This is a genomic window from Pseudomonas alvandae (assembly GCF_019141525.1).
Classification (GTDB): Bacteria; Pseudomonadota; Gammaproteobacteria; order Pseudomonadales; family Pseudomonadaceae; genus Aquipseudomonas; species Aquipseudomonas alvandae.
This window is the reverse complement of sequence record NZ_CP077080.1, coordinates 1,065,098-1,086,829: the sequence shown is the minus strand read 5'-3', so window position 1 is coordinate 1,086,829 and position 21,732 is coordinate 1,065,098. Positions and strand designations below refer to the sequence as shown.

The window sequence follows — 21,732 nt, the reverse complement described above, 5'->3', positions numbered from 1 at the left end:
TAGGCAATCAGCCACCTTGTTCCCATTCCAACATCAACCCACTCAGGCGCTTGACCTTGCGGCGGACGGCCTCCTCGAATACCCCGGCTCTCGGCTCTATGAGACTGAACCAGTGCTTGCCCCGGGTAACCGCCGTGTATACCAGTTCCTTGGTCAACACGGGGTTCAACACATCGGGAAGGATGAGCGCCGTATGGGCGAACTCCGAGCCTTGGGACTTGTGCACCGTCATGGCGTACACGGTTTCCACATCATTCAGGCGACTGGGCAGGACAAAACGCACGCCACCTTGGCCATCGTTACGGGGGAAGGCAACTCTCAACACCTGTCTGCCCGCATCAGGCCCGTCACGCTCAGGCAGCTTTAGGGCGATGCCGATATCGCCATTCATCAACCCGAGCCCGTAGTCGTTGCGAGTCATCAGTACCGGACGCCCCTCGTACCAGAGATGATCGCTGTCGATCAAACGAGCCTTGAGCAACGCAGCCGTGATCCGCTGATTCAACCCCTCGACACCCCACGGGCCTTTGCGCACGGCACAAAGCAACTGGAACTCGTCGAATGCCGCCAGGACATCCCTGGCCCACTCCGTCCAGCAACTGTCTTCCAACGGACGAGAAATGTCCGGGCGCCGTTGCCGCAGCAGATTCAGGTAATGCCGATACCCTTGCGGGCCATCTACTCGGCCGTCGAGCAGAAAACGCTCCAGCACTCCGTCATGCTCGCCTTTGAGCCCAAGGAAAAACAGGTCCGCATATTGACCGCCCTGCAGCACCTGACGGGCTTTCTCCGGCTGTTGCCGATTCACGCTGCGGGCCAATTGCCCAATGCCGCTGCCTTCGCCAAAGCGCCGGGAATGCCTGAGCATGACCACTTGCTGGGCCAGGGGATGAGCGCCATCGAGGTCCTGCTTCAGGTCGCTGGCCGCCAGGTTCTCGCCGCTGACGGACTCGAGCCAGGCCAGGGTCTGCGGGCTATACCAGCCTTCCTCGGCATCCCGACATAGATCCCCCAGAACCGCACCCGCCTCGACCGACGCCAACTGGTCCTTGTCACCCAGCAGCACCAGGCGCGCATGAGGCGGCAGTGCATCCAGCAAATTCGCCATCATTTCCAGGTCGATCATTGACGCTTCATCAACCACCAGCACATCCAGTGGCAAGCGATTGCCCCGATGATGGCGAAAATGCCGAGTACCAGGGCGGCTGCCCAGCAGTCGATGGACGGTGGTGACGTCGCAGGGAATGCGCTCGCGCACGCCATCGGACACATCCAGCGTCCGGACCTGCTGGCTGATGGACTCGGTCAAGCGCGCCGCTGCCTTGCCAGTGGGCGCGGCCAGGCGAATACGCAGCGGTTTCCCAGCCTCGACAGCCGGCGCCTGCAACAAGGCAAGCAGACGCACGACCGTGGTGGTCTTCCCTGTGCCCGGGCCGCCCGTCACGATGCTGAAAGCGCTCCGGGTCGCCAGCGCGCAGGCCAGCTTCTGCCAATCGATCGGACCTGTGAGACTGGCCGCTCCGAACAATCCCGCAAGGCGCTCGCGCAGGTCATCGGGCGCTGCGCCATGACCGGCCAGCCGTTGACGCAATGCTTCATCGATCCGCCGTTCATAGGCCCAGTAACGGCGCAGATAGAGGCGTTTGCCCGACAGCACCAACGGCCGCTGCTGCGCCTCTTCAGTCATGTCGACCGCCAAGGCGACCAGGCGACTGGATGCCAGGACCTTGCACCAATGGGCGGGGTCCAGAGCTTGCAGTATCTGGGACGGCAACAGCGTTGCGCCTGTCTGAACGTCGCCCTCGGGAGGGAGCGACAGTGCGAAGTCCGGCTCGCTGAGTGTCTCGAACAGATCCAGGCAGACGTGCCCATGACCCAGTTGGTGACTGGTCAGTGCCGCGGCGAGCAGTACCAGCGGATCGTCGTTGGGCTCCAGCTCATGGAGGAACGCGACAAACGCCTTGTCCAGGGCTCGAAGCCAGCCGCGCTCCACCCAGCGCGTGAGCAGCAGCAACAGATCACTCGCCTCACTCAGCGGCGCAAGGTTGGCCAGGCTCTCGTCTTCGGACGGTCTGGGGAGCAGGTCGGCAAAGGAACGACTCATAACAGTTCTCCCTGTACCCACGCCGGTTCGGCCTTGGGTTCGGGCGCCCCTCGGAACAGGCGATCGAGTTGTTCGATCAAGGCTCGCGGGGGCTTGGTGAAATACACGCCCTGGCTGGCTGCGCGCGTGCCACGCAAGAATATATACAACGCTCCGCCGACATGCCGGTCGTAGTCATAATCGGGCAAGCGTGCCTTGAGCTGGCGATGCAGCGCCAACAGGTACAGGACGTATTGCAAGTCGTAGCGATTATCCAGGATCGATTGCTCCATCGCCTGCACGGTGTAGGCCGTGTCATCAGCCCCCAGCCAGTTGGACTTGTAATCAGCCACGTAGTACCGACCGTCATGTTCGAAGGTCAAGTCGATGAAACCCTTGAACATGCCGTTGAGCAACACCGGCTCCGCGGCGATGCGAGCCACGCCGCCATGGGTGAATCGGCAGACAAGTTCGTCAAGCTTGAGCACATCGACTTTGTGGCTGGCGAACCAGAACTCCATTTCGACCTGGAAGCGAGTCAGCTGCGTCAACAACACCGGAGCCTGGCCGCCACCGATATGCAAAGGCGTTGTGATCAGGTGCTGCAACCAGTCGCCAAGCGTGGTGATCCAGCCTTTCCAGCCTCGGCGGTTGCAACGTCGGGCAATAGCATCCTCGATTACCGCTGGCGTGGTGGTAAATCCTTCCCTGGCCGACCACTCCAGAAGACCGTGCAGGAACGTGCCCGGGTTCGGACCACGTGGAAAGCGATGGATGTCGCCGCCGACAGCAACCACTTCCCTGGGGGCATCCGGGTCAAGACGCTCATCATCGAACTGTTTCTGCGCCTGTGGGTTTTCCGGTGCGGTGTCTCCCCCCGCGCTAAGCGTTTCGCCCAGGCGCAATGCGCTGTAGGAAGCGATCCACCAGTTCTCGCTGGCTTTGCGTACCGGCAACAAAGGTGCGCGCAACACCGCTTCGTTTTGGGCTGGCAGGTAGTGTTCGTCGTTGGCCTGGGGCATATCCTGGCAGTTCACCGCTTGGCTGCCTTGTTGCAAATCTTCCAGCCATTGCCGCAACGCCACCGACTCCGTCAACGGTGCGCCGCCGCCCAGCAGATAACCCAGCGCCGACAGGTGCAGGATGGAGCGGCTGTTGCTGCCACGCTTGAGATCGGCGACACCCAGCCAACAGGCGTGTTGGGCGCGAGTCAGCGCCACATACAGGAGGCGCAGGTCTTCGGCCAAGCGTTCGTCATCGGCCTTGGCGATCAATACGGGGGTCGGCGTGAGACTGATTTGCGCCTGGCCGGCTTCGTCGTGGTAATGCAAAGGCAATCGGCTGCCGTCCACCGGTTTCGTCGAGCAAATGAACGGCAGGAAGACCAACGGATATTCGAGCCCCTTGGATTTGTGGATCGTCACCACTTTGACCAACTGCTCATCGCTTTCCAGGCGAAGGATCTGTTCTTCGCCGGCCTGCCCGGTCAACGCCAGATGCTCGGACAGGTATCGAATCAGCGCCTGCTCGCCATCCAGCTCGACGGCAGCCTGCTGCAACAGTTCGCACAGATGGAGCAAATTGGTCAGCACCCGCTCCCCGTCGCCACGCGTCATCAAGGCCTGGGGCAATTTGAAATCGTGCAGCAGGCGTCGCAACATCGGCAGCACACCCTGGGTACGCCAGACCAGCCGATAACCACGAAACTGCATGACGCGACTTTCCCATGCCAGCTCATCCTGATTAAGTCGCTCCAGCTCCGTAATCGGCAAGTCCAATGTGATGCTGGCCAGCGCCGCTCGCAATGGACGTTCGGCATCCGGCTCGGCGCACGCCTTCAGCCAGGTCAGCAAGTCCCGCGCTTCTTGCGCGGCAAACACCGAATCCTTGTCGGACAGGTAGACGCTTCGTACGCCTCGTGCAGACAATTCGCCGCGCACGGCCTGCGCTTCCTTGCCATCTCGAACCAGAATGGCGATGTCCGCCGGTAGCAGCCCACGCAAGGTATCCCCGTCACTGACAAACCCATCACGCCCCGACTGGCCGCCGTTGAGCAGCGCAGTGATCTCGCTGGCGCAGGCAGCGGCCATGTGTTGCCGATACGTCGCGCCAGAGAGCGGTTGGTCCGAGGCCAGGTGCCAGATATTCATTGCGGGGACGGTTTGTCCTGCGATCAGCAAGGACTCCTTTCGTCCTTGGGATCCCACTGCCAGGAACGGCACCGGATTCTCACCCGATGGCTCACGGAACAGGAAAGCCCCGCGCCCTTTTGGACGGGTTTCCGCGTTCTGAAAAATATGGTTCACGGCGCCGACCATGGCATGGCTGGAACGAAAGTTCGTTCCCAGCGTATGCAGCCTGCCAGCAGTGGCTTCCCGGGCGCGCAGGTAGGTATAGATGTCAGCCCCCCGGAAAGCATAAATGGCCTGTTTCGGGTCGCCGATCAGGAACAGTCCTGTTTCGGGATCGTTGTCCTTGATGCGATAGATACTTTCGAAGATCCGGTACTGGACCGGGTCGGTGTCCTGGAACTCATCGATCAGAGCGACCGGAAACTGCTCACGAATCACGCTCGCCAGACGTTCCCCGCCTTCAGCCTGTAGAGCCGCGTCGAGACGCAACAACATATCGTCGAAGCCCATTTCCGCTCGGCGACGCTTTTCCGCCTCGAAGCGCTCCCCTACCCATTGCGCGGCATGCTGCAACACGGCGGCATCGGGTGTCGGCAATGCGTCCAGGCTCGCCTTGAGCCCTGACATCGCGTCCAGGCCGGGGTGATTTGGCACCTCTCCCTTCCAGGCTTCGGCCATCCCCTCTGGTGTCAACCGCGTGAATCCCGTGCCGATGTCCAAAAGCTCAACGCTTTCATCCTCTACCCAGGCCGTGATCTTCTGGAACCACGGCTCAAAATAACGGGCTTGCATCTTGCGCCCATCGACGCTTTTACTCGCCACGCCTTGCTGGCATATCTCCAGCAATTCCACCGCCCATTGACGCCACGGCGCCTTGAGATCAAGCAAGGCAGCGCTGCGCTCCTGCAGGGCTGCGGCGATAAGCTCGGCGGGCTCAAGCCCATCATCATTGCCGCGTCCGTTGGAAAACAGGCCTTTCACTCGTGGCAACAACGCCGCAGGTCCACCCCAGTGGGTACGTACCCAATCCAACGCCTCGCCTTGCATCGAGTAGCAGAACAGCCGCCAGTAGTCGCGCAGCACCTCGCCGAGCAGCTCGCTGTGATCGGTTTCCAGGGTCTGGGTAAACAAGCTGCCACTGTCAAAAGCATGCTCGCGCAACATGCGCTGGCACCAACCATGGATAGTCGAAACGGCTGCCTCATCCATCCATTGCGCGGCAATGTCGAGCCGGTTGGCACAGGCAGGCCATTGCCCTTCGTCAAACTCATCACGCAACGCTGTTACCAACGAGTCCGGTGCAGGAATTTCGTCGCGAAAAAAACGCGCCGCCTCTGCCAGGCGCGTACGGATACGATCACGCAACTCCTTGGTTGCGGCGTCAGTAAAGGTCACCACCAGGATCTGCGGGGGAAGCAGTTCGCGACCGAATCCAGCCGCCGATCCGCCGTGCCCCAATACCAGGCGCAAGTACAAAGCAGATATGGTGAAAGTCTTGCCCGTACCGGCGCTGGCCTCGATCAACTGACTGCCACGCAACGGGAAGGCCAGGGCCAACGGAGTTTGCCGACTCATGAACGCGCGTCCTCTTCGACCAGTGAACGCCAGGGCGCTTCGAATAACGGTCGATAGAGCGCATCGCACCAGTCGGGAAACGTTTCGTCTGCAACGAGCGCGTCAAAGTCAGCGAACTGTCGGGCCAGGGCCGGGCTTTCCCGCCGCTCGCCTTCGAAATTCAGACCGTCGCCGTCATAGGCTTTTCGAGCCGCCGCTTCGGCCTTTCCGGGGTCGCTCTGAGCGAGCCAGGCAAAGGCAGTCTTCACCGCGATCGGCAGCGGCTCGCGCATGCCTGTCTGCCAGGCTTGCAACAGATCACCGAGCAGTCTTCGCGAAACGGCTTCCTCAAAAGGCGCCAACAGCAAGCTGTCATCACTGGCAACCAATGCAGTCGTCATCGAAAGACCGCTGGCGCAGGCGACTAGATGGTTCACCCAAGGCCGTATCAGGCGATGCCATTTTCGAGTCTTGGTGGAACCGATGCTGTTGGGGATGGCGGTAATCGCCAAGACCGCACCATCAGATCGCTGGTGCAGACCACTGAGCCAACCTTCGACACTGACTTCTGCCAATTGCAGACTGATGGGTACGGCGCTCGCCAATGGAGTCGGCCACAGCGCCAGAAGTTGTTGGTAACGTTGAAGCAGGTCTGGCAATGGCTCGATCAACTCACGCTGCAGGCTTTCACCAAAACCAGCCATGGGTAACAACCCGCTGTTCTGAAGCCGTTTGGCATGCGCCTGCAATGCAAGGTCCGGTTGATCGAGACGAATGAGAGCGGCTTCGAGCAGGCTGTCGCTCAAGCTGTAACGCTGCAACGCATCGAGCACGAAAGGCTCATCATCGGCCAGGGGAGCTTCGATGGTCTCGAAAAACACTTTGAGTCGCTGGCTGAAAAAATGACGGACAGGATTGCGCAGGAAATCCTGCAACTGACCAAGTCCCAAGGGTTCTTCCTGAACATAGGGAGCCAATCGCTGAGGCATCTGAGTGTGATCCTGGGCGTCATGAAGCACTCGCCATTCGGTGGCATAACTGAATAGCTGATCGCCCTGGTAAAAATAGCGGGCACTGAACGGTTGAAGAGGATGCTCCTGGGTGAGCGCGCCAAGAAGGCTTCCCTTGCCATCTGCCAACCGCCAGCCACTGGCAAGATGATCGCGTAGCTGGCCAACGAGAACGGAGGGCGGTCGCTCGCTATTGTCACGAATGCTGCGTCCCACCCAACTGATGTAGAGTTTTTCCCGTGCGGAAAGAAGCGCCTCCAGCATCAAGTACCGATCATCCTCGCGCCGGGAGCGATCGCCAGGCCGATAATCGCTGCCCATCAGGTCGAAGTCCAAGGGCGGTTGGGCGCGAGGGTAATCACCGTCATTCATTCCCAGCAAACAGACCAGTTTGAAAGGAATTGCTCGCATCGGCATCAAGGTACAAAAGTTGACCGCCCCAGCCAGGAAGCGCTGGGACAATCGCCCTTGGTCCAACCCGGCCAGCCAGGCCTCCCTTACGACCGTCAATGGCAGTTCATCGTGCAGGGCAACTGACTCGCAGGTTTCCAGCCAGGATTCACGCAGGTCTTCGAGCTGGGTCAGTAGATAATCGTCGTGTTCATTGCTCGCCAAGAAGAACAGCTGCATCAGGTTATGCAGGCGCGCGCCCCAATCCTGAGGCGATGCTGGCTGGCTGAGCTCCTGATGAGCGACTTCCAAGGCATCCAGCAACGCCACCAAAGGACCGATCAACGCCGCATCGAGACCACCGATTTCGTCATACGGCTCGATGCCTTCGTAAGCCTGCGAATTGCCGACCGCATATCCTAATAACATGCGACGCAGGCCGAAACGCCAGCTGTTCTGTTCAAGCTCTGCGGGCAAACCCAGCCCGGCACGATGTTCGGCACTCATTCCCCAACGGATGCCGGCCCCCTCGATCCAACGGTGCAGCGTTGGCAAATCGGACTCGCCAATGCCAAACCGCTCGCGCAACGCCGGGACGTCCAGCAAATCGAGGATTTCGCTGACCGGAAAACGACTATCAGGAAGTTTGAGCAAATGTTCGACTGCGATCAGAAGAGGGTCACGTCCACGCTGGCCTTGATCGGTCAGGGTGAATGGAATGAAACGACTGTCGAATTTATCAAGTTGACCGAACACCGCACGAATATGCGGCGCATAACTGTCGATATCCGGGACCATGACAATAATGTCGCGGGGACGCAAGGTCGGATCCTTGCTGAACTGAGCAAGGAGCTGATCATGGAGGATTTCGACTTCGCGTTGTGCGCTATGGGCGATATGGAAGCGGATGGACTCATCTTGCTGGAAATCGACCTCTGGCCATTGCTCTCGAGTTTCGTCCAAGGGACGCAACTCAAGAATGTCATTCTGCAACTGGCTGAGGAGGGTGGCAGGTTGGCCGTCGCTGAACAGATCGATTCGCCCTTCACGGAATACCGAGCGATAGGTCGCGGGATCATCGTAACTGTCGAGCAGATTGATATAGTCGCGCCCCTGTTTTCCCCAGGCCGCCAATAAAGGATGAGCATGCTGGTGCAACGTCTGCGAGTCGAGGACTTCAGGCATGCCGCGCTTACGTGCTTGCCGTTTGTATTGGTGGCGAAGCAAGTCCTTGTCGGCCACGATATCTGCCCAATGATGTCGGCATGGATTGTGGACACACAGCAAAACCTGGCTAAACCGTGAGAGCCCGGCAAGCGCCTCGAGGACTTGAGCGGGCAATGACGATATGCCAAAGACAATTACTCGCGCAGGCAGGCCTTGTGGAGCGGCTTCCAGGCTGTTGATGCACTCCAGATAGCGCTGATGAACACCGGCACGACTTTGGGCCATGCCCTTCTCACCTACATCCAGCAACAGGGCTCGCCACAGTTCCGCTTGCCAGCAATTGGCCGCCGCGAGCGGCTTGGTGTCACCGCGGACATTCCTCGTCTGGTGTCGTCCCTGTGCCCAGTCCTCGAGCCAGTCGGCACGGTAGACCTGATACTGGTCAAACAGGTCAGCCAGACGCTCAGACAGTTGGTAGCGCTTGCGCAAGTCAGCGTCATGAGTGAGAAAACGTCGCAGGGGTTCGAAATGTGGCTGTTCAATCAGCTGCGGCAGGAGACGCATCAGCCTCCATGTGAGCGGAGCCTTGTCCAAGAGGGATTTGGCAGGGATTTCGTCACGCCCGAGCACCATTCGATAGAGCTGCCACATGAAGCTACCTGGCAACTGCACGTCGATGGCTGCCGCAATGCCGCAACCGCCGGTATCGTCGTCTTCCGGGTGCTCAGCCAGCGCGAGTTTAAGCCATTGGGCAATACCGTTGCTCTGTACCAGCGCGATTTCATTTTCAAGAGGGGCCAGCGGATAACGCCGCATCAGGCTGATCACCAGGCTGCGCAATTCATCAAGGCGATTCCCGTGAACCACCATGAACGCTGGGCTAAGGGACGTTGCGTCCGGCATGAAAGGCATCCTTGAAAATGCAAAAGCTAGGGCAGAACCTTAGCATTGTCGGGGGGCTGTGACAGCCGGGAGCTGTCTGCGCTTGTCGTAAGAACTTTCTTGCAGGCAAAACAAAACCCCTACCTGCGTCAGCAGATAGGGGTTTCGGAATTTAATCTTGACGATGACCTACTCTCACATGGGGAAACCCCACACTACCATCGGCGATGCATCGTTTCACTTCTGAGTTCGGGATGGGATCAGGTGGTTCCAATGCTCTATGGTCGTCAAGAAATTCGGGTACTGAGTCGTGGCCTCATGGCCTCGCTTCAGCAAATTGGGTATGTGACAGCTTTCGGTGTTTGGTGAGTTTCGAACTTTCGGTTCATCTCGTCTTCACACACCGCAATCTGGCCTCTTTCGAGTCTACAGATTGCTTGGGTGTTATATGGTCAAGCCTCACGGGCAATTAGTACAGGTTAGCTCAACGCCTCACAGCGCTTACACACCCTGCCTATCAACGTCGTAGTCTTCGACGGCCCTTCAGGGGACTCAAGGTCCCAGTGAGATCTCATCTTGAGGCAAGTTTCCCGCTTAGATGCTTTCAGCGGTTATCTTTTCCGAACATAGCTACCCGGCAATGCCACTGGCGTGACAACCGGAACACCAGAGGTTCGTCCACTCCGGTCCTCTCGTACTAGGAGCAGCCCCTCTCAAATCTCAAACGTCCACGGCAGATAGGGACCGAACTGTCTCACGACGTTCTAAACCCAGCTCGCGTACCACTTTAAATGGCGAACAGCCATACCCTTGGGACCGGCTTCAGCCCCAGGATGTGATGAGCCGACATCGAGGTGCCAAACACCGCCGTCGATATGAACTCTTGGGCGGTATCAGCCTGTTATCCCCGGAGTACCTTTTATCCGTTGAGCGATGGCCCTTCCATACAGAACCACCGGATCACTAAGACCTACTTTCGTACCTGCTCGACGTGTCTGTCTCGCAGTCAAGCGCGCTTTTGCCTTTATACTCTACGACCGATTTCCGACCGGTCTGAGCGCACCTTCGTACTCCTCCGTTACTCTTTAGGAGGAGACCGCCCCAGTCAAACTACCCACCATACACTGTCCTCGATCCGGATAACGGACCTGAGTTAGAACCTCAAAGTTGCCAGGGTGGTATTTCAAGGATGGCTCCACGCAGACTGGCGTCCACGCTTCAAAGCCTCCCACCTATCCTACACAAGCAAATTCAAAGTCCAGTGCAAAGCTATAGTAAAGGTTCACGGGGTCTTTCCGTCTAGCCGCGGATACACTGCATCTTCACAGCGATTTCAATTTCACTGAGTCTCGGGTGGAGACAGCGCCGCCATCGTTACGCCATTCGTGCAGGTCGGAACTTACCCGACAAGGAATTTCGCTACCTTAGGACCGTTATAGTTACGGCCGCCGTTTACCGGGGCTTCGATCAAGAGCTTCGCGTTAGCTAACCCCATCAATTAACCTTCCGGCACCGGGCAGGCGTCACACCCTATACGTCCACTTTCGTGTTTGCAGAGTGCTGTGTTTTTAATAAACAGTCGCAGCGGCCTGGTATCTTCGACCGGCGTGGGCTTACGCAGCAAGTGCTTCACCCTCACCGGCGCACCTTCTCCCGAAGTTACGGTGCCATTTTGCCTAGTTCCTTCACCCGAGTTCTCTCAAGCGCCTTGGTATTCTCTACCCAACCACCTGTGTCGGTTTGGGGTACGGTTCCTGGTTACCTGAAGCTTAGAAGCTTTTCTTGGAAGCATGGCATCAACCACTTCGTCACCCAAAGGGTAACTCGTCATCAGCTCTCGGCCTTGAAACCCCGGATTTACCTAAGATTTCAGCCTACCACCTTAAACTTGGACAACCAACGCCAAGCTGGCCTAGCCTTCTCCGTCCCTCCATCGCAATAACCAGAAGTACAGGAATATTAACCTGTTTTCCATCGACTACGCTTTTCAGCCTCGCCTTAGGGACCGACTAACCCTGCGTCGATTAACGTTGCGCAGGAAACCTTGGTCTTTCGGCGTGGGTGTTTTTCACACCCATTGTCGTTACTCATGTCAGCATTCGCACTTCTGATACCTCCAGCAAGCTTCTCAACTCACCTTCACAGGCTTACAGAACGCTCCTCTACCGCATCACTTGCGTGATACCCGTAGCTTCGGTGTATGGTTTGAGCCCCGTTACATCTTCCGCGCAGGCCGACTCGACTAGTGAGCTATTACGCTTTCTTTAAAGGGTGGCTGCTTCTAAGCCAACCTCCTAGCTGTCTAAGCCTTCCCACATCGTTTCCCACTTAACCATAACTTTGGGACCTTAGCTGACGGTCTGGGTTGTTTCCCTTTTCACGACGGACGTTAGCACCCGCCGTGTGTCTCCCATGCTCGGCACTTGTAGGTATTCGGAGTTTGCATCGGTTTGGTAAGTCGGGATGACCCCCTAGCCGAAACAGTGCTCTACCCCCTACAGTGATACATGAGGCGCTACCTAAATAGCTTTCGAGGAGAACCAGCTATCTCCGAGCTTGATTAGCCTTTCACTCCGATCCACAGGTCATCCGCTAACTTTTCAACGGTAGTCGGTTCGGTCCTCCAGTCAGTGTTACCTAACCTTCAACCTGCCCATGGATAGATCGCCCGGTTTCGGGTCTATTCCCAGCGACTAGACGCCCTATTAAGACTCGCTTTCGCTACGCCTCCCCTATTCGGTTAAGCTCGCCACTGAAAATAAGTCGCTGACCCATTATACAAAAGGTACGCAGTCACCCAACAAAGTGGGCTCCCACTGCTTGTACGCATACGGTTTCAGGATCTATTTCACTCCCCTCTCCGGGGTTCTTTTCGCCTTTCCCTCACGGTACTAGTTCACTATCGGTCAGTCAGTAGTATTTAGCCTTGGAGGATGGTCCCCCCATATTCAGACAAAGTTTCTCGTGCTCCGTCCTACTCGATTTCACTTCTAAGATCCTTTCGCGTACAGGGCTATCACCCACTATGGCCGCACTTTCCAGAGCGTTCCGCTAAAATCAAAGAAGCTTAAGGGCTAGTCCCCGTTCGCTCGCCACTACTAAGGGAATCTCGGTTGATTTCTTTTCCTCAGGGTACTTAGATGTTTCAGTTCCCCTGGTTCGCTTCTTGCACCTATGTATTCAGTACAAGATAACCATCTTATGATGGCTGGGTTCCCCCATTCAGACATCTCCGGATCAAAGTCTGTTTGCCGACTCCCCGAAGCTTTTCGCAGGCTACCACGTCTTTCATCGCCTCTGACTGCCAAGGCATCCACCGTATGCGCTTCTTCACTTGACCATATAACCCCAAGCAATCTGGTTATACTGTGAAGACGACATTCGCCGAAAATTCGAATTTCTCAACTAAGAGAACTCACAAATTTTACCTTAGCCTGATCCGTTACCAGTGAAAGTAACGTTCAGTCTATCTTTCTATCACATACCCAAATTTTTAAAGAACGATCTAATCAAAAGACTAGAAATCAACATTCATCACCGTCTCGGTGGAATGCTCATTTCTAAGCTTTCAGAAGCAGTTTATGGTGGAGCCAAGCGGGATCGAACCGCTGACCTCCTGCGTGCAAGGCAGGCGCTCTCCCAGCTGAGCTATGGCCCCATAACAAAATTGGTGGGTCTGGGCAGATTCGAACTGCCGACCTCACCCTTATCAGGGGTGCGCTCTAACCAACTGAGCTACAGACCCAATTTCGAGCTTGTAACTGTTAGCTTTGAGCTATCAGCTTGGAGCTTAAAGCTGCTTCTATCGTCTTCTTCAATGAATCAAGCAATTCGTGTGGGAGCTCATGAAGCAGCTGCGGTCGTCGATTAAGGAGGTGATCCAGCCGCAGGTTCCCCTACGGCTACCTTGTTACGACTTCACCCCAGTCATGAATCACACCGTGGTAACCGTCCCCCCGAAGGTTAGACTAGCTACTTCTGGTGCAACCCACTCCCATGGTGTGACGGGCGGTGTGTACAAGGCCCGGGAACGTATTCACCGCGACATTCTGATTCGCGATTACTAGCGATTCCGACTTCACGCAGTCGAGTTGCAGACTGCGATCCGGACTACGATCGGTTTTGTGGGATTAGCTCCACCTCGCGGCTTGGCAACCCTCTGTACCGACCATTGTAGCACGTGTGTAGCCCAGGCCGTAAGGGCCATGATGACTTGACGTCATCCCCACCTTCCTCCGGTTTGTCACCGGCAGTCTCCTTAGAGTGCCCACCATAACGTGCTGGTAACTAAGGACAAGGGTTGCGCTCGTTACGGGACTTAACCCAACATCTCACGACACGAGCTGACGACAGCCATGCAGCACCTGTCTCAATGTTCCCGAAGGCACCAATCCATCTCTGGAAAGTTCATTGGATGTCAAGGCCTGGTAAGGTTCTTCGCGTTGCTTCGAATTAAACCACATGCTCCACCGCTTGTGCGGGCCCCCGTCAATTCATTTGAGTTTTAACCTTGCGGCCGTACTCCCCAGGCGGTCAACTTAATGCGTTAGCTGCGCCACTAAGAGCTCAAGGCTCCCAACGGCTAGTTGACATCGTTTACGGCGTGGACTACCAGGGTATCTAATCCTGTTTGCTCCCCACGCTTTCGCACCTCAGTGTCAGTATCAGTCCAGGTGGTCGCCTTCGCCACTGGTGTTCCTTCCTATATCTACGCATTTCACCGCTACACAGGAAATTCCACCACCCTCTACCATACTCTAGCTCGACAGTTTTGAATGCAGTTCCCAGGTTGAGCCCGGGGATTTCACATCCAACTTAACGAACCACCTACGCGCGCTTTACGCCCAGTAATTCCGATTAACGCTTGCACCCTCTGTATTACCGCGGCTGCTGGCACAGAGTTAGCCGGTGCTTATTCTGTCGGTAACGTCAAAACACTAACGTATTAGGTTAATGCCCTTCCTCCCAACTTAAAGTGCTTTACAATCCGAAGACCTTCTTCACACACGCGGCATGGCTGGATCAGGCTTTCGCCCATTGTCCAATATTCCCCACTGCTGCCTCCCGTAGGAGTCTGGACCGTGTCTCAGTTCCAGTGTGACTGATCATCCTCTCAGACCAGTTACGGATCGTCGCCTTGGTGAGCCATTACCTCACCAACTAGCTAATCCGACCTAGGCTCATCTGATAGCGCAAGGCCCGAAGGTCCCCTGCTTTCTCCCGTAGGACGTATGCGGTATTAGCGTCCGTTTCCGAGCGTTATCCCCCACTACCAGGCAGATTCCTAGGCATTACTCACCCGTCCGCCGCTCTCAAGAGGTGCAAGCACCTCTCTACCGCTCGACTTGCATGTGTTAGGCCTGCCGCCAGCGTTCAATCTGAGCCATGATCAAACTCTTCAGTTCAAACATCTTTGGGTTTTGAGAAAACCCTAAACTTGGCTCAGCAATCGTTGGTTACATCTTTGATTTCTCGCGGAGTAACTTGTGATGCTGATAATCTGTTGACTAGCAGTCTGACTCCACAAGCACCCACACGAATTGCTTGATTCAGTTGTTAAAGAGCGGTGGGTTGAGCCTTTCGTCTCAACCGAGGCGCGCATTCTACAGCGCCCCGTGTATCTGTCAAGCGGTTATTTTAAGAAGTTTTCAAAGTTTCGCTTGGAAATCCTTAACAACTTCAACCACTTGCGCTTTCGATCTCTCGTTAGCGGGAGGCGAATTCTACAGCGTTGTTCGCTGCTGTCAACACCTCTTTTTCACCGCTTTCGACCGAGAGGATCGAATCGCCAATAGAGCCAAACAACACCGCTCCATCAACTCCTTCAACGCTTCGATGAACTGAAGTGCCTGACCTATCGAAACCTACTTAACTCATTGAAACTCAAGGAGTTTTCCGTTTCGACTGCGCCGGAAGTGGGGCGAATTATAGACACCTGGAATCTGCCGTCAACCGTTATTTTCATAATTCTGTCATATCAGTCAAAAAAGCCCTTAAACGCAGAAGCCGACACCCAAAGGTGCCGGCTTCTTCACTTATCAATTACAGGCTGGGAAATGCGAATTGTGAAGCCTCGTGGCTGGCACGCTGCGGCCAGCGCTGGGTAATCGCCTTGCGACGGGTATAGAAGCGCACGCCATCCGGGCCATAGGCATGCAGGTCGCCAAACAGCGAACGCTTCCAACCACCAAAGCTGTGATAAGCAACAGGCACCGGCAACGGTACGTTGACGCCTACCATGCCGACTTCAATCTCATCACAGAACAGCCGCGCAGCTTCGCCGTCACGGGTGAAGATACAGGTGCCGTTGCCATACTCGTGATCGTTGATCAGTTGCATCGCCTCTTCGAGGCTATTGACCCTGACGAGACACAGCACCGGTCCGAAGATCTCTTCCTTATAGATACGCATCTCGGGCGTCACGCGATCGAAGAGGCAACCGCCGAGGAAGAAGCCCTCTTCATGCCCTGCCACACTCAAGCCGCGACCGTCGACAACCAGCGAGGCCCCCGCCGATACGCCTTCTTCTATATAGCCACTGACCTTGTCGCGATGCTGACCAGTAACAAGCGGCCCCATGTCCAGCCCACACGAAGTCCCCGCGCCGATCTTCAGCGCCTTGATCTGCGGCACCAGCTTGGCCACCAGCGCATCCGCCACCTGATCGCCGACACACACCGCCACCGAAATCGCCATGCAACGCTCGCCGCACGAACCGTACGCGGCACCCATCAACGCGCTGACGGCATTGTCCAGGTCAGCATCAGGCATCAGCACCGCATGGTTCTTCGCCCCGCCCAATGCCTGCACACGCTTGCCGCGGCGAGTACCCTCGGCATAGATGTATTCGGCAATCGGCGTCGATCCGACAAAACTCAGCGCCTTCACTTCCGGTGCCTCGATCAATGCATCCACCGCGGCCTTGTCACCGTGGACCACGCTCAGAACTCCCTTGGGCAAACCGGCCTCCAGCAACAGCTGGGCGATCAGCAGTGTCGAACTCGGATCGCGCTCGGAAGGCTTGAGGATGAAGCAGTTGCCACAGACGATAGCCAGTGGGTACATCCACAACGGCACCATCGCCGGGAAGTTGAACGGCGTGATACCCGCCACAACCCCCAAAGGCTGGAAGTCTGACCAAGCGTCAATATTGGGTCCTACGTTGCGACTGTATTCGCCCTTCAGGATTTCCGGCGCGGCACAGGCAAACTCGACGTTTTCAATACCGCGCTTGAGCTCACCGGCGGCATCTTCCAGAGTCTTGCCATGTTCTTCGCTGATCAACTGCGCGATGCGCGACTCGTTCTGCTCCAGCAACTGCTTGAAACGAAACATGACCTGAGCGCGCTTCGCCGCCGGCGTATTGCGCCAGGCCGGGAAAGCCGCCTTGGCAGCGTCGATGGCGTGTTGAATGGTTGCGCGATCCGCCAGCGGTACTTTATGGATCGCCTGCCCGGTGGATGGGTTGAACACGTCGGCGGTGCGCGCGTTGTCGCTCAACAACTCGCCATTGATCAAATGCGGAATGAGACTCATGGGGACTCCAGACGAATCGGACAGCGGACGCCCCGGAGGAGCGTCCTTATATAAAGAGGAATCAGTCGACTTTGTTCAGCACTTCGCCAACCGCATCGAACAGTCGATCAAGGTCCTGGGGCTTGCTGTTGAACGTTGGCCCGAACTGCAGCGTGTCACCACCGAATCGCACATAGAAGCCAGCCTTCCACAGTGCCATGCCCGCCTCGAATGGGCGAACGATCGCGTCGCCATCGCGCGGTGCGATCTGGATCGCCCCCGCAAGGCCAAAGTTGCGAATGTCGATGACGTTTTTCGAGCCCTTCAAACCATGCAAGGCTTTTTCAAAATGCGGCGCGACCTCGGCCACGCTCTGTACCAGGTTTTCCTTCTGCAACAGGTCCAGGGCCGCCAAGCCTGCTGCGCACGCCACCGGATGCGCCGAATACGTATAGCCATGGGGAAATTCCACGGCATATTCGGGCGTCGGCTGGCTCATGAAGGTCTGATAGATTTCGGAACTGGCGATCACAGCCCCCATGGGAATCGCGCCATTAGTGACTTGCTTGGCGATGCACATCAGGTCCGGCGTTACACCAAAACTGTCGGCGCCAAACATCGAGCCGGTACGACCAAAACCCGTAATCACTTCGTCAAACACCAGCAGGATGTTGTGCTGATCGCAGATTTCCCGCAGGCGCTTGAGGTATCCCTCTGGCGGCACCAGGACACCGGCGGACCCTGCCATAGGTTCGACAAACACCGCGGCGATATTCGAAGCGTCGTGCAACTCGATCAGCTTCAACAGTTCATCGGCCAAGGCGATCCCCCCCTCCTTCGGCATGCCACGGGAGAACGCATTGCCGGCAAGCAGGGTGTGGGGCAAATGATCGACGTCCATCATGGCCTGGCCGAACAATTTGCGGTTACCGCTGACGCCGCCCAGGCTGGTGCCGGCGATGTTCACGCCGTGATAACCGCGGGCCCGTCCGATCATCTTGGTCTTGGTGGCCTGCCCCTTGAGGCGCCAGTAAGCGCGAACCATTTTCACAGCGGTATCGGCGCATTCGGACCCGGAGTCGGTGAAGAACACATGGTTGAGATTGCCCGGGGTCAGGCTGGTGATTTTTTCCGCCAACTGGAACGACAGTGGATGCCCATATTGGAATCCCGGCGAATAATCGAGGGTGCCCAGTTGCTTGGCGACCGCCTCCTGGATCTCTTTGCGGGTGTGCCCGGCGCCGCATGTCCACAATCCCGACAGCGAATCGTAGACCTTGCGCCCCTTGTCATCCGTCAGCCAACTGCCTTCGGCCGCGACGATCAGCCGGGGGTCGCGTTGGAAATTGCGATTGGCTGTGTAAGGCATCCAGTGGGCATCCAGCTTGAGCTGGCTGGCCAGGGAACCGACAGCGTGTTCGGGCATGTTCATCGACAAAACCTCGCAAGACATAAACGGTATGAAATCAGAAGCGTTCTTGCGGCTAAGTTGCCACGGCGATAAAGTCGGTGAAATCCAGCTTTTCTAACCTTCAGTCAGCGGATCACTAAACTATGAGCATTCGCCGTCCCGATCCGCTGGCCCAGGTCAGCGACTTCGATATTCGCTTGCTGCGGATCTTTCGCAGCGTGGTGGAATGCGGTGGATTTTCCGCCGCCGAAACGGTGCTTGGCATCGGTCGCTCGGCCATCAGCCAACAGATGAACGATCTGGAACAACGCCTTGGGCTGCGCTTGTGCCAGCGTGGCCGCGCGGGATTTTCACTGACCGAAGAAGGCCGTGAGGTCTATCAATCGGCCCTGCAACTATTGAGTGCGCTGGAAAGTTTCCGCACCGAGGTCAACGGTCTTCACCAGCATCTGCGCGGAGAACTGACCATAGGCCTGACGGACAACCTCGTCACCCTGCCCCACATGCGCATCACCCACGCCCTTGCCCAGTTGAAAGAACGCGGGCCGGACGTGCAGATCCAGATTCGCATGATCGCCCCCAACGAAGTCGAGCAAGGCGTGCTGGATGGTCGCCTGCATGTCGGTGTGGTTCCCCAGGCCAGTGTACTTTCCGGGCTTGAGTACCAACCGCTCTACAGTGAGCGTTCGTTGCTGTATTGCGCCGTGGGGCACCCGCTGTTTTATGTGGATGACCAGCAACTCGAGGACGCTCGCCTTAATAGCCAGGACGCCATCGCGCCGACGTTCCGTTTGCCGGCCGACATCCAGGCCCATTACCAGGCGTTGAACTGCACCGCCAGCGCATCGGATCGCGAAGGCATGGCGTTCTTGATCCTGACCGGGCGTTATATCGGTTATCTGCCGGACCACTATGCCAATCTCTGGGTCCAGCAAGGACGGCTGCGAGCCCTCAAGCCCTTGGCGCGTTTCTACGACCTGAGCCTGGCGTCGGTGACGCGAAAGGGGCGTCGTCCTCATCTGGTGCTGGAAAGTTTTCTCGAAAGCCTGGCGGCAACGCGCTGATTCTCCGCCTCGCATGGCTTTTATCGCCGCAACACTTGTCGGATCCGCGCCGGTGCGCTATGAACGCATTTGCCCGCCCCCACAGACCCAGCCCGGAAATGTCCATGACCTTTGAAGTTCCCGCCCATGGTGGCAAGCCTACCGGCCGCATTCGTCAACAGAACGAAGAGACCATCCTCAGGGCCGCCGAGGATGAGTTCGCCCGTCACGGTTTCAAGGGCACCAGCATGAATACCATCGCCCTGAAGGCCGGATTGCCCAAGGCGAACTTGCATTACTACTTCACCAACAAGCTCGGGCTCTATGTGGCGGTGCTGAGCAATATCATCGAGCTATGGGACAGCACGTTCAATTCCCTGACCGCCGAAGACGATCCGGCAGAGGCATTGACCCGGTATATTCGCGCCAAGATGGAGTTCTCGCGCCGCCAACCCCAGGCGTCGCGGATCTTCGCCATGGAGGTGATCAGCGGAGGCGAGTGCCTGAGCGAGTATTTCAACCAGGACTATCGCGCCTGGTTCAAGGGCCGGGCGGCTGTTTTCCAAGCCTGGATCGATGCGGGCAAAATGGACCCGGTCGATCCGGTGCACCTCATTTTCCTGCTCTGGGGCAGCACTCAACATTACGCAGATTTCGCCACCCAGATCTGTCGCGTGACCGGTCGCAGCAAGCTGACCAAGCAAGACATGATCGACGCCGGCGACAACCTCATCCGTATCATTCTCAAAGGCTGCGGCCTGACACCTGATCTCTAGGATTACATGCCTTATACCCTCGTCGGTTTTTGCGAATACCGAGAAGAGATTCGCAAAAGCCGTTTCATTACCCTCGCCGCCCCCATCACCAGCCCTGCCGAAGCCCTGGCCTTTATCGAGCAGCACAGCGACCACGATGCCACCCACAATTGCTGGGCATGGAAACTGGGTGAGCAGTATCGCAGCAGCGACGACGGCGAACCTGGCGGCACCGCCGGGCGTCCGATCCTGGCAGCCATCCAGGCCCAGGCCTGCGACCAGGTCGTGGTGCTGGTCATCCGCTGGTACGGCGGAATCCAATTGGGTACCGGCGGGTTGGCCCGGGCCTACGGCGGCGGAGCAAACAAATGCCTGCAAAACGCTGAGAAAGTTGAATTGATCAGCCGCGTGTCGCTGCAGTGTGTTTGCGGGTTCGCGGAGCTGGCCCTGGTAAAACTGCGCACAGCCGAATGCGGTGGCGTGGTGAATGCCGAGCGCTTCACTGCCAATGGTGTGGAACTTCAATTAGCGGTGGGCGAAGAACACATCGAAACATTGCAGGCGCGGCTGGCCGACTTGAGCCGCGGGCAGATACGCCTGGAGCGCGAAACCCCATGATGTACGTCCCAGACTTGCCCACATGCGCTGTGCACCCGCTTGTGGATAACCTGGGCGCATCACGCTGTAACCCTTCTGTCATGCGGCTTCCAGAGGTTTGTTCATTTTTCGTACAGAGCAATCAAGATTGTCCAAATCCACACCAAAAACAAGCGGTTGCGGCGCTTTATCACCTTTAGGAGACAGCCGTACAGGGCTTATGCCTGACGATAACGCTTGCGCACAATTACTGTGGAGCAACCTGTGGATAACCCGTTCATGGCTCCAGCATCACCAGGAGCAGCATGGCTCGCAGCCGCTTGTTCATTTTTTAACCAGGCGTTACGGGGCAGCATGGCCAAATCCGACGCGTGGCGTCACGCGTTGAAACAACGGCTCAAGAAACGCTGTCCATTAAATCCGTGACTTTTTCTTCTCAAGGAAGCACTCATGAATTCGGTAAAAAAAGCATTGATCATCGGCGCCTCCCGGGGCCTGGGCCTTGGCTTGGTGAAGACGCTTCTGAGTGATGGCTGGCACGTAACCGCCACCGTGCGCAACCCGCAGGGTGCAGAGTCCTTGAAAGCGCTGGGGCCGGTACACGTCGAGAAGCTCGACATGGACGACCAGCAAGCCGTCATCGCCTTGAGCCAGCAGCTCAAAGGCGAAACCTTTGATCTGCTTTTCGTCAACGCAGGGGTCAAGGGCCCCGCGAACCAAAGCCCGGGCGGCGCAACGCTGGCTGAGGTCGGCCAATTGTTTTTCACCAATGCCGTGGCCCCGATCAACCTGGCTCAGCGTTTCGTCGGGCAAATCCGCGAAGGCAGCGGCGTACTGGCCTTCATGAGCTCCGTGCTGGGCAGCGTCACCATGCCCGACGCGCCGGAGTTGGCGCTGTATAAGGCAAGCAAGGCCGCGCTCAATTCGATGACCAACAGTTTTGTCAGCCAATTGGACGGGCAGTCATTGACCGTACTGTCGCTGCATCCGGGTTGGGTGAAAACCGATATGGGCGGGGAAGATGCGCAAATCGATGTGGAGACCAGCACCCGCGGACTGATCGATCAGGTCAATGCCTTCGCCGGCAAGGGCGGACATCACTTCGTCAATTACAGAGGCGAGACGATTCCCTGGTAAACACCACGAATTCATTGCGAGAGCGGGCTTGCTCGCGAAAGCAGACAGTCAGGTAA

Annotated in this window: 9 protein-coding genes, 2 tRNA genes and 3 rRNA genes; 4 read left to right on the top strand and 10 right to left on the bottom strand. The window is 57.2% G+C overall.

The genetic code is table 11. The features are described from left to right. Window positions 1-7 precede the first annotated feature (7 nt). The 10 genes from recD to aptA form a co-directional block, all read right to left on the bottom strand. A complete protein-coding gene (recD, locus tag KSS97_RS04740) occupies window positions 8-2,104 on the bottom strand; it encodes an exodeoxyribonuclease V subunit alpha (RefSeq protein ID WP_217861207.1) in 2,097 nt (698 codons plus the stop codon). Next, window positions 2,101-5,790, bottom strand: a complete 3,690-nt coding sequence (gene recB, locus KSS97_RS04735) for an exodeoxyribonuclease V subunit beta (RefSeq protein ID WP_217861206.1) — start codon at window positions 5,788-5,790, stop codon at window positions 2,101-2,103. The genes recD and recB overlap by 4 nt, the downstream gene beginning before the upstream one ends. Continuing rightward, window positions 5,787-9,239 carry an exodeoxyribonuclease V subunit gamma gene (recC, locus tag KSS97_RS04730; RefSeq protein ID WP_217861205.1) on the bottom strand — a complete coding sequence of 1,151 codons (3,453 nt, stop codon included), beginning with the start codon at window positions 9,237-9,239 and terminating at the stop codon, window positions 5,787-5,789. The genes recB and recC overlap by 4 nt, the downstream gene beginning before the upstream one ends. A 155-nt stretch (window positions 9,240-9,394) precedes the next feature. Then, window positions 9,395-9,510, bottom strand: a 5S ribosomal RNA gene (gene rrf / locus KSS97_RS04725). Between the two features lie 156 nt (window positions 9,511-9,666). Beyond that, a 23S ribosomal RNA gene (locus KSS97_RS04720) occupies window positions 9,667-12,558 on the bottom strand. A 242-nt stretch (window positions 12,559-12,800) separates the two neighbouring features. Next, a tRNA-Ala gene (locus KSS97_RS04715) sits at window positions 12,801-12,876 on the bottom strand. A gap of 10 nt (window positions 12,877-12,886) precedes the next feature. Further along, window positions 12,887-12,963, bottom strand: a tRNA-Ile gene (locus KSS97_RS04710). A gap of 123 nt (window positions 12,964-13,086) precedes the next feature. Beyond that, window positions 13,087-14,623: ribosomal RNA gene (locus KSS97_RS04705) — 16S ribosomal RNA — on the bottom strand. Together the 16S, 23S and 5S rRNA genes with 2 tRNA genes alongside form the textbook arrangement of a ribosomal RNA operon. Window positions 14,624-15,260: 637 nt before the next feature. Continuing rightward, on the bottom strand, window positions 15,261-16,754 hold the full coding sequence (locus tag KSS97_RS04700) for a CoA-acylating methylmalonate-semialdehyde dehydrogenase (RefSeq protein WP_030138066.1): 1,494 nt from the start codon (window positions 16,752-16,754) through the stop codon (window positions 15,261-15,263). A gap of 61 nt (window positions 16,755-16,815) precedes the next feature. Beyond that, window positions 16,816-18,165, bottom strand: coding sequence for an omega-aminotransferase AptA (aptA, locus tag KSS97_RS04695; protein ID WP_030138065.1), 1,350 nt, complete (start codon window positions 18,163-18,165; stop codon window positions 16,816-16,818). A gap of 122 nt (window positions 18,166-18,287) precedes the next feature. Between aptA and KSS97_RS04690 the strand changes: the two genes are divergently transcribed. The 4 genes from KSS97_RS04690 to KSS97_RS04675 all read left to right on the top strand — a co-directional run bounded on the left by KSS97_RS04690 (window position 18,288) and on the right by KSS97_RS04675 (window position 21,676). Further along, the gene (locus KSS97_RS04690) at window positions 18,288-19,208 is read left to right on the top strand and encodes a LysR family transcriptional regulator (RefSeq protein ID WP_030138064.1); all 921 of its coding nucleotides are present in this window, start codon (window positions 18,288-18,290) and stop codon (window positions 19,206-19,208) included. 104 nt (window positions 19,209-19,312) lie between these two features. Then, entirely contained in the window at window positions 19,313-19,963 is a 651-nt protein-coding gene (locus KSS97_RS04685) for a TetR/AcrR family transcriptional regulator (protein WP_030138063.1), read from the top strand. A gap of 6 nt (window positions 19,964-19,969) precedes the next feature. Further along, window positions 19,970-20,560: an IMPACT family protein gene (locus KSS97_RS04680; protein ID WP_198797886.1), complete on the top strand. Its 591-nt coding sequence runs from the start codon at window positions 19,970-19,972 to the stop codon at window positions 20,558-20,560. Between the two features lie 429 nt (window positions 20,561-20,989). Continuing rightward, window positions 20,990-21,676 (top strand): SDR family oxidoreductase, encoded by a 687-nt coding sequence (locus tag KSS97_RS04675; protein WP_198797885.1) that lies wholly within the window; start codon window positions 20,990-20,992, stop codon window positions 21,674-21,676. Window positions 21,677-21,732: the final 56 nt, after the last annotated feature.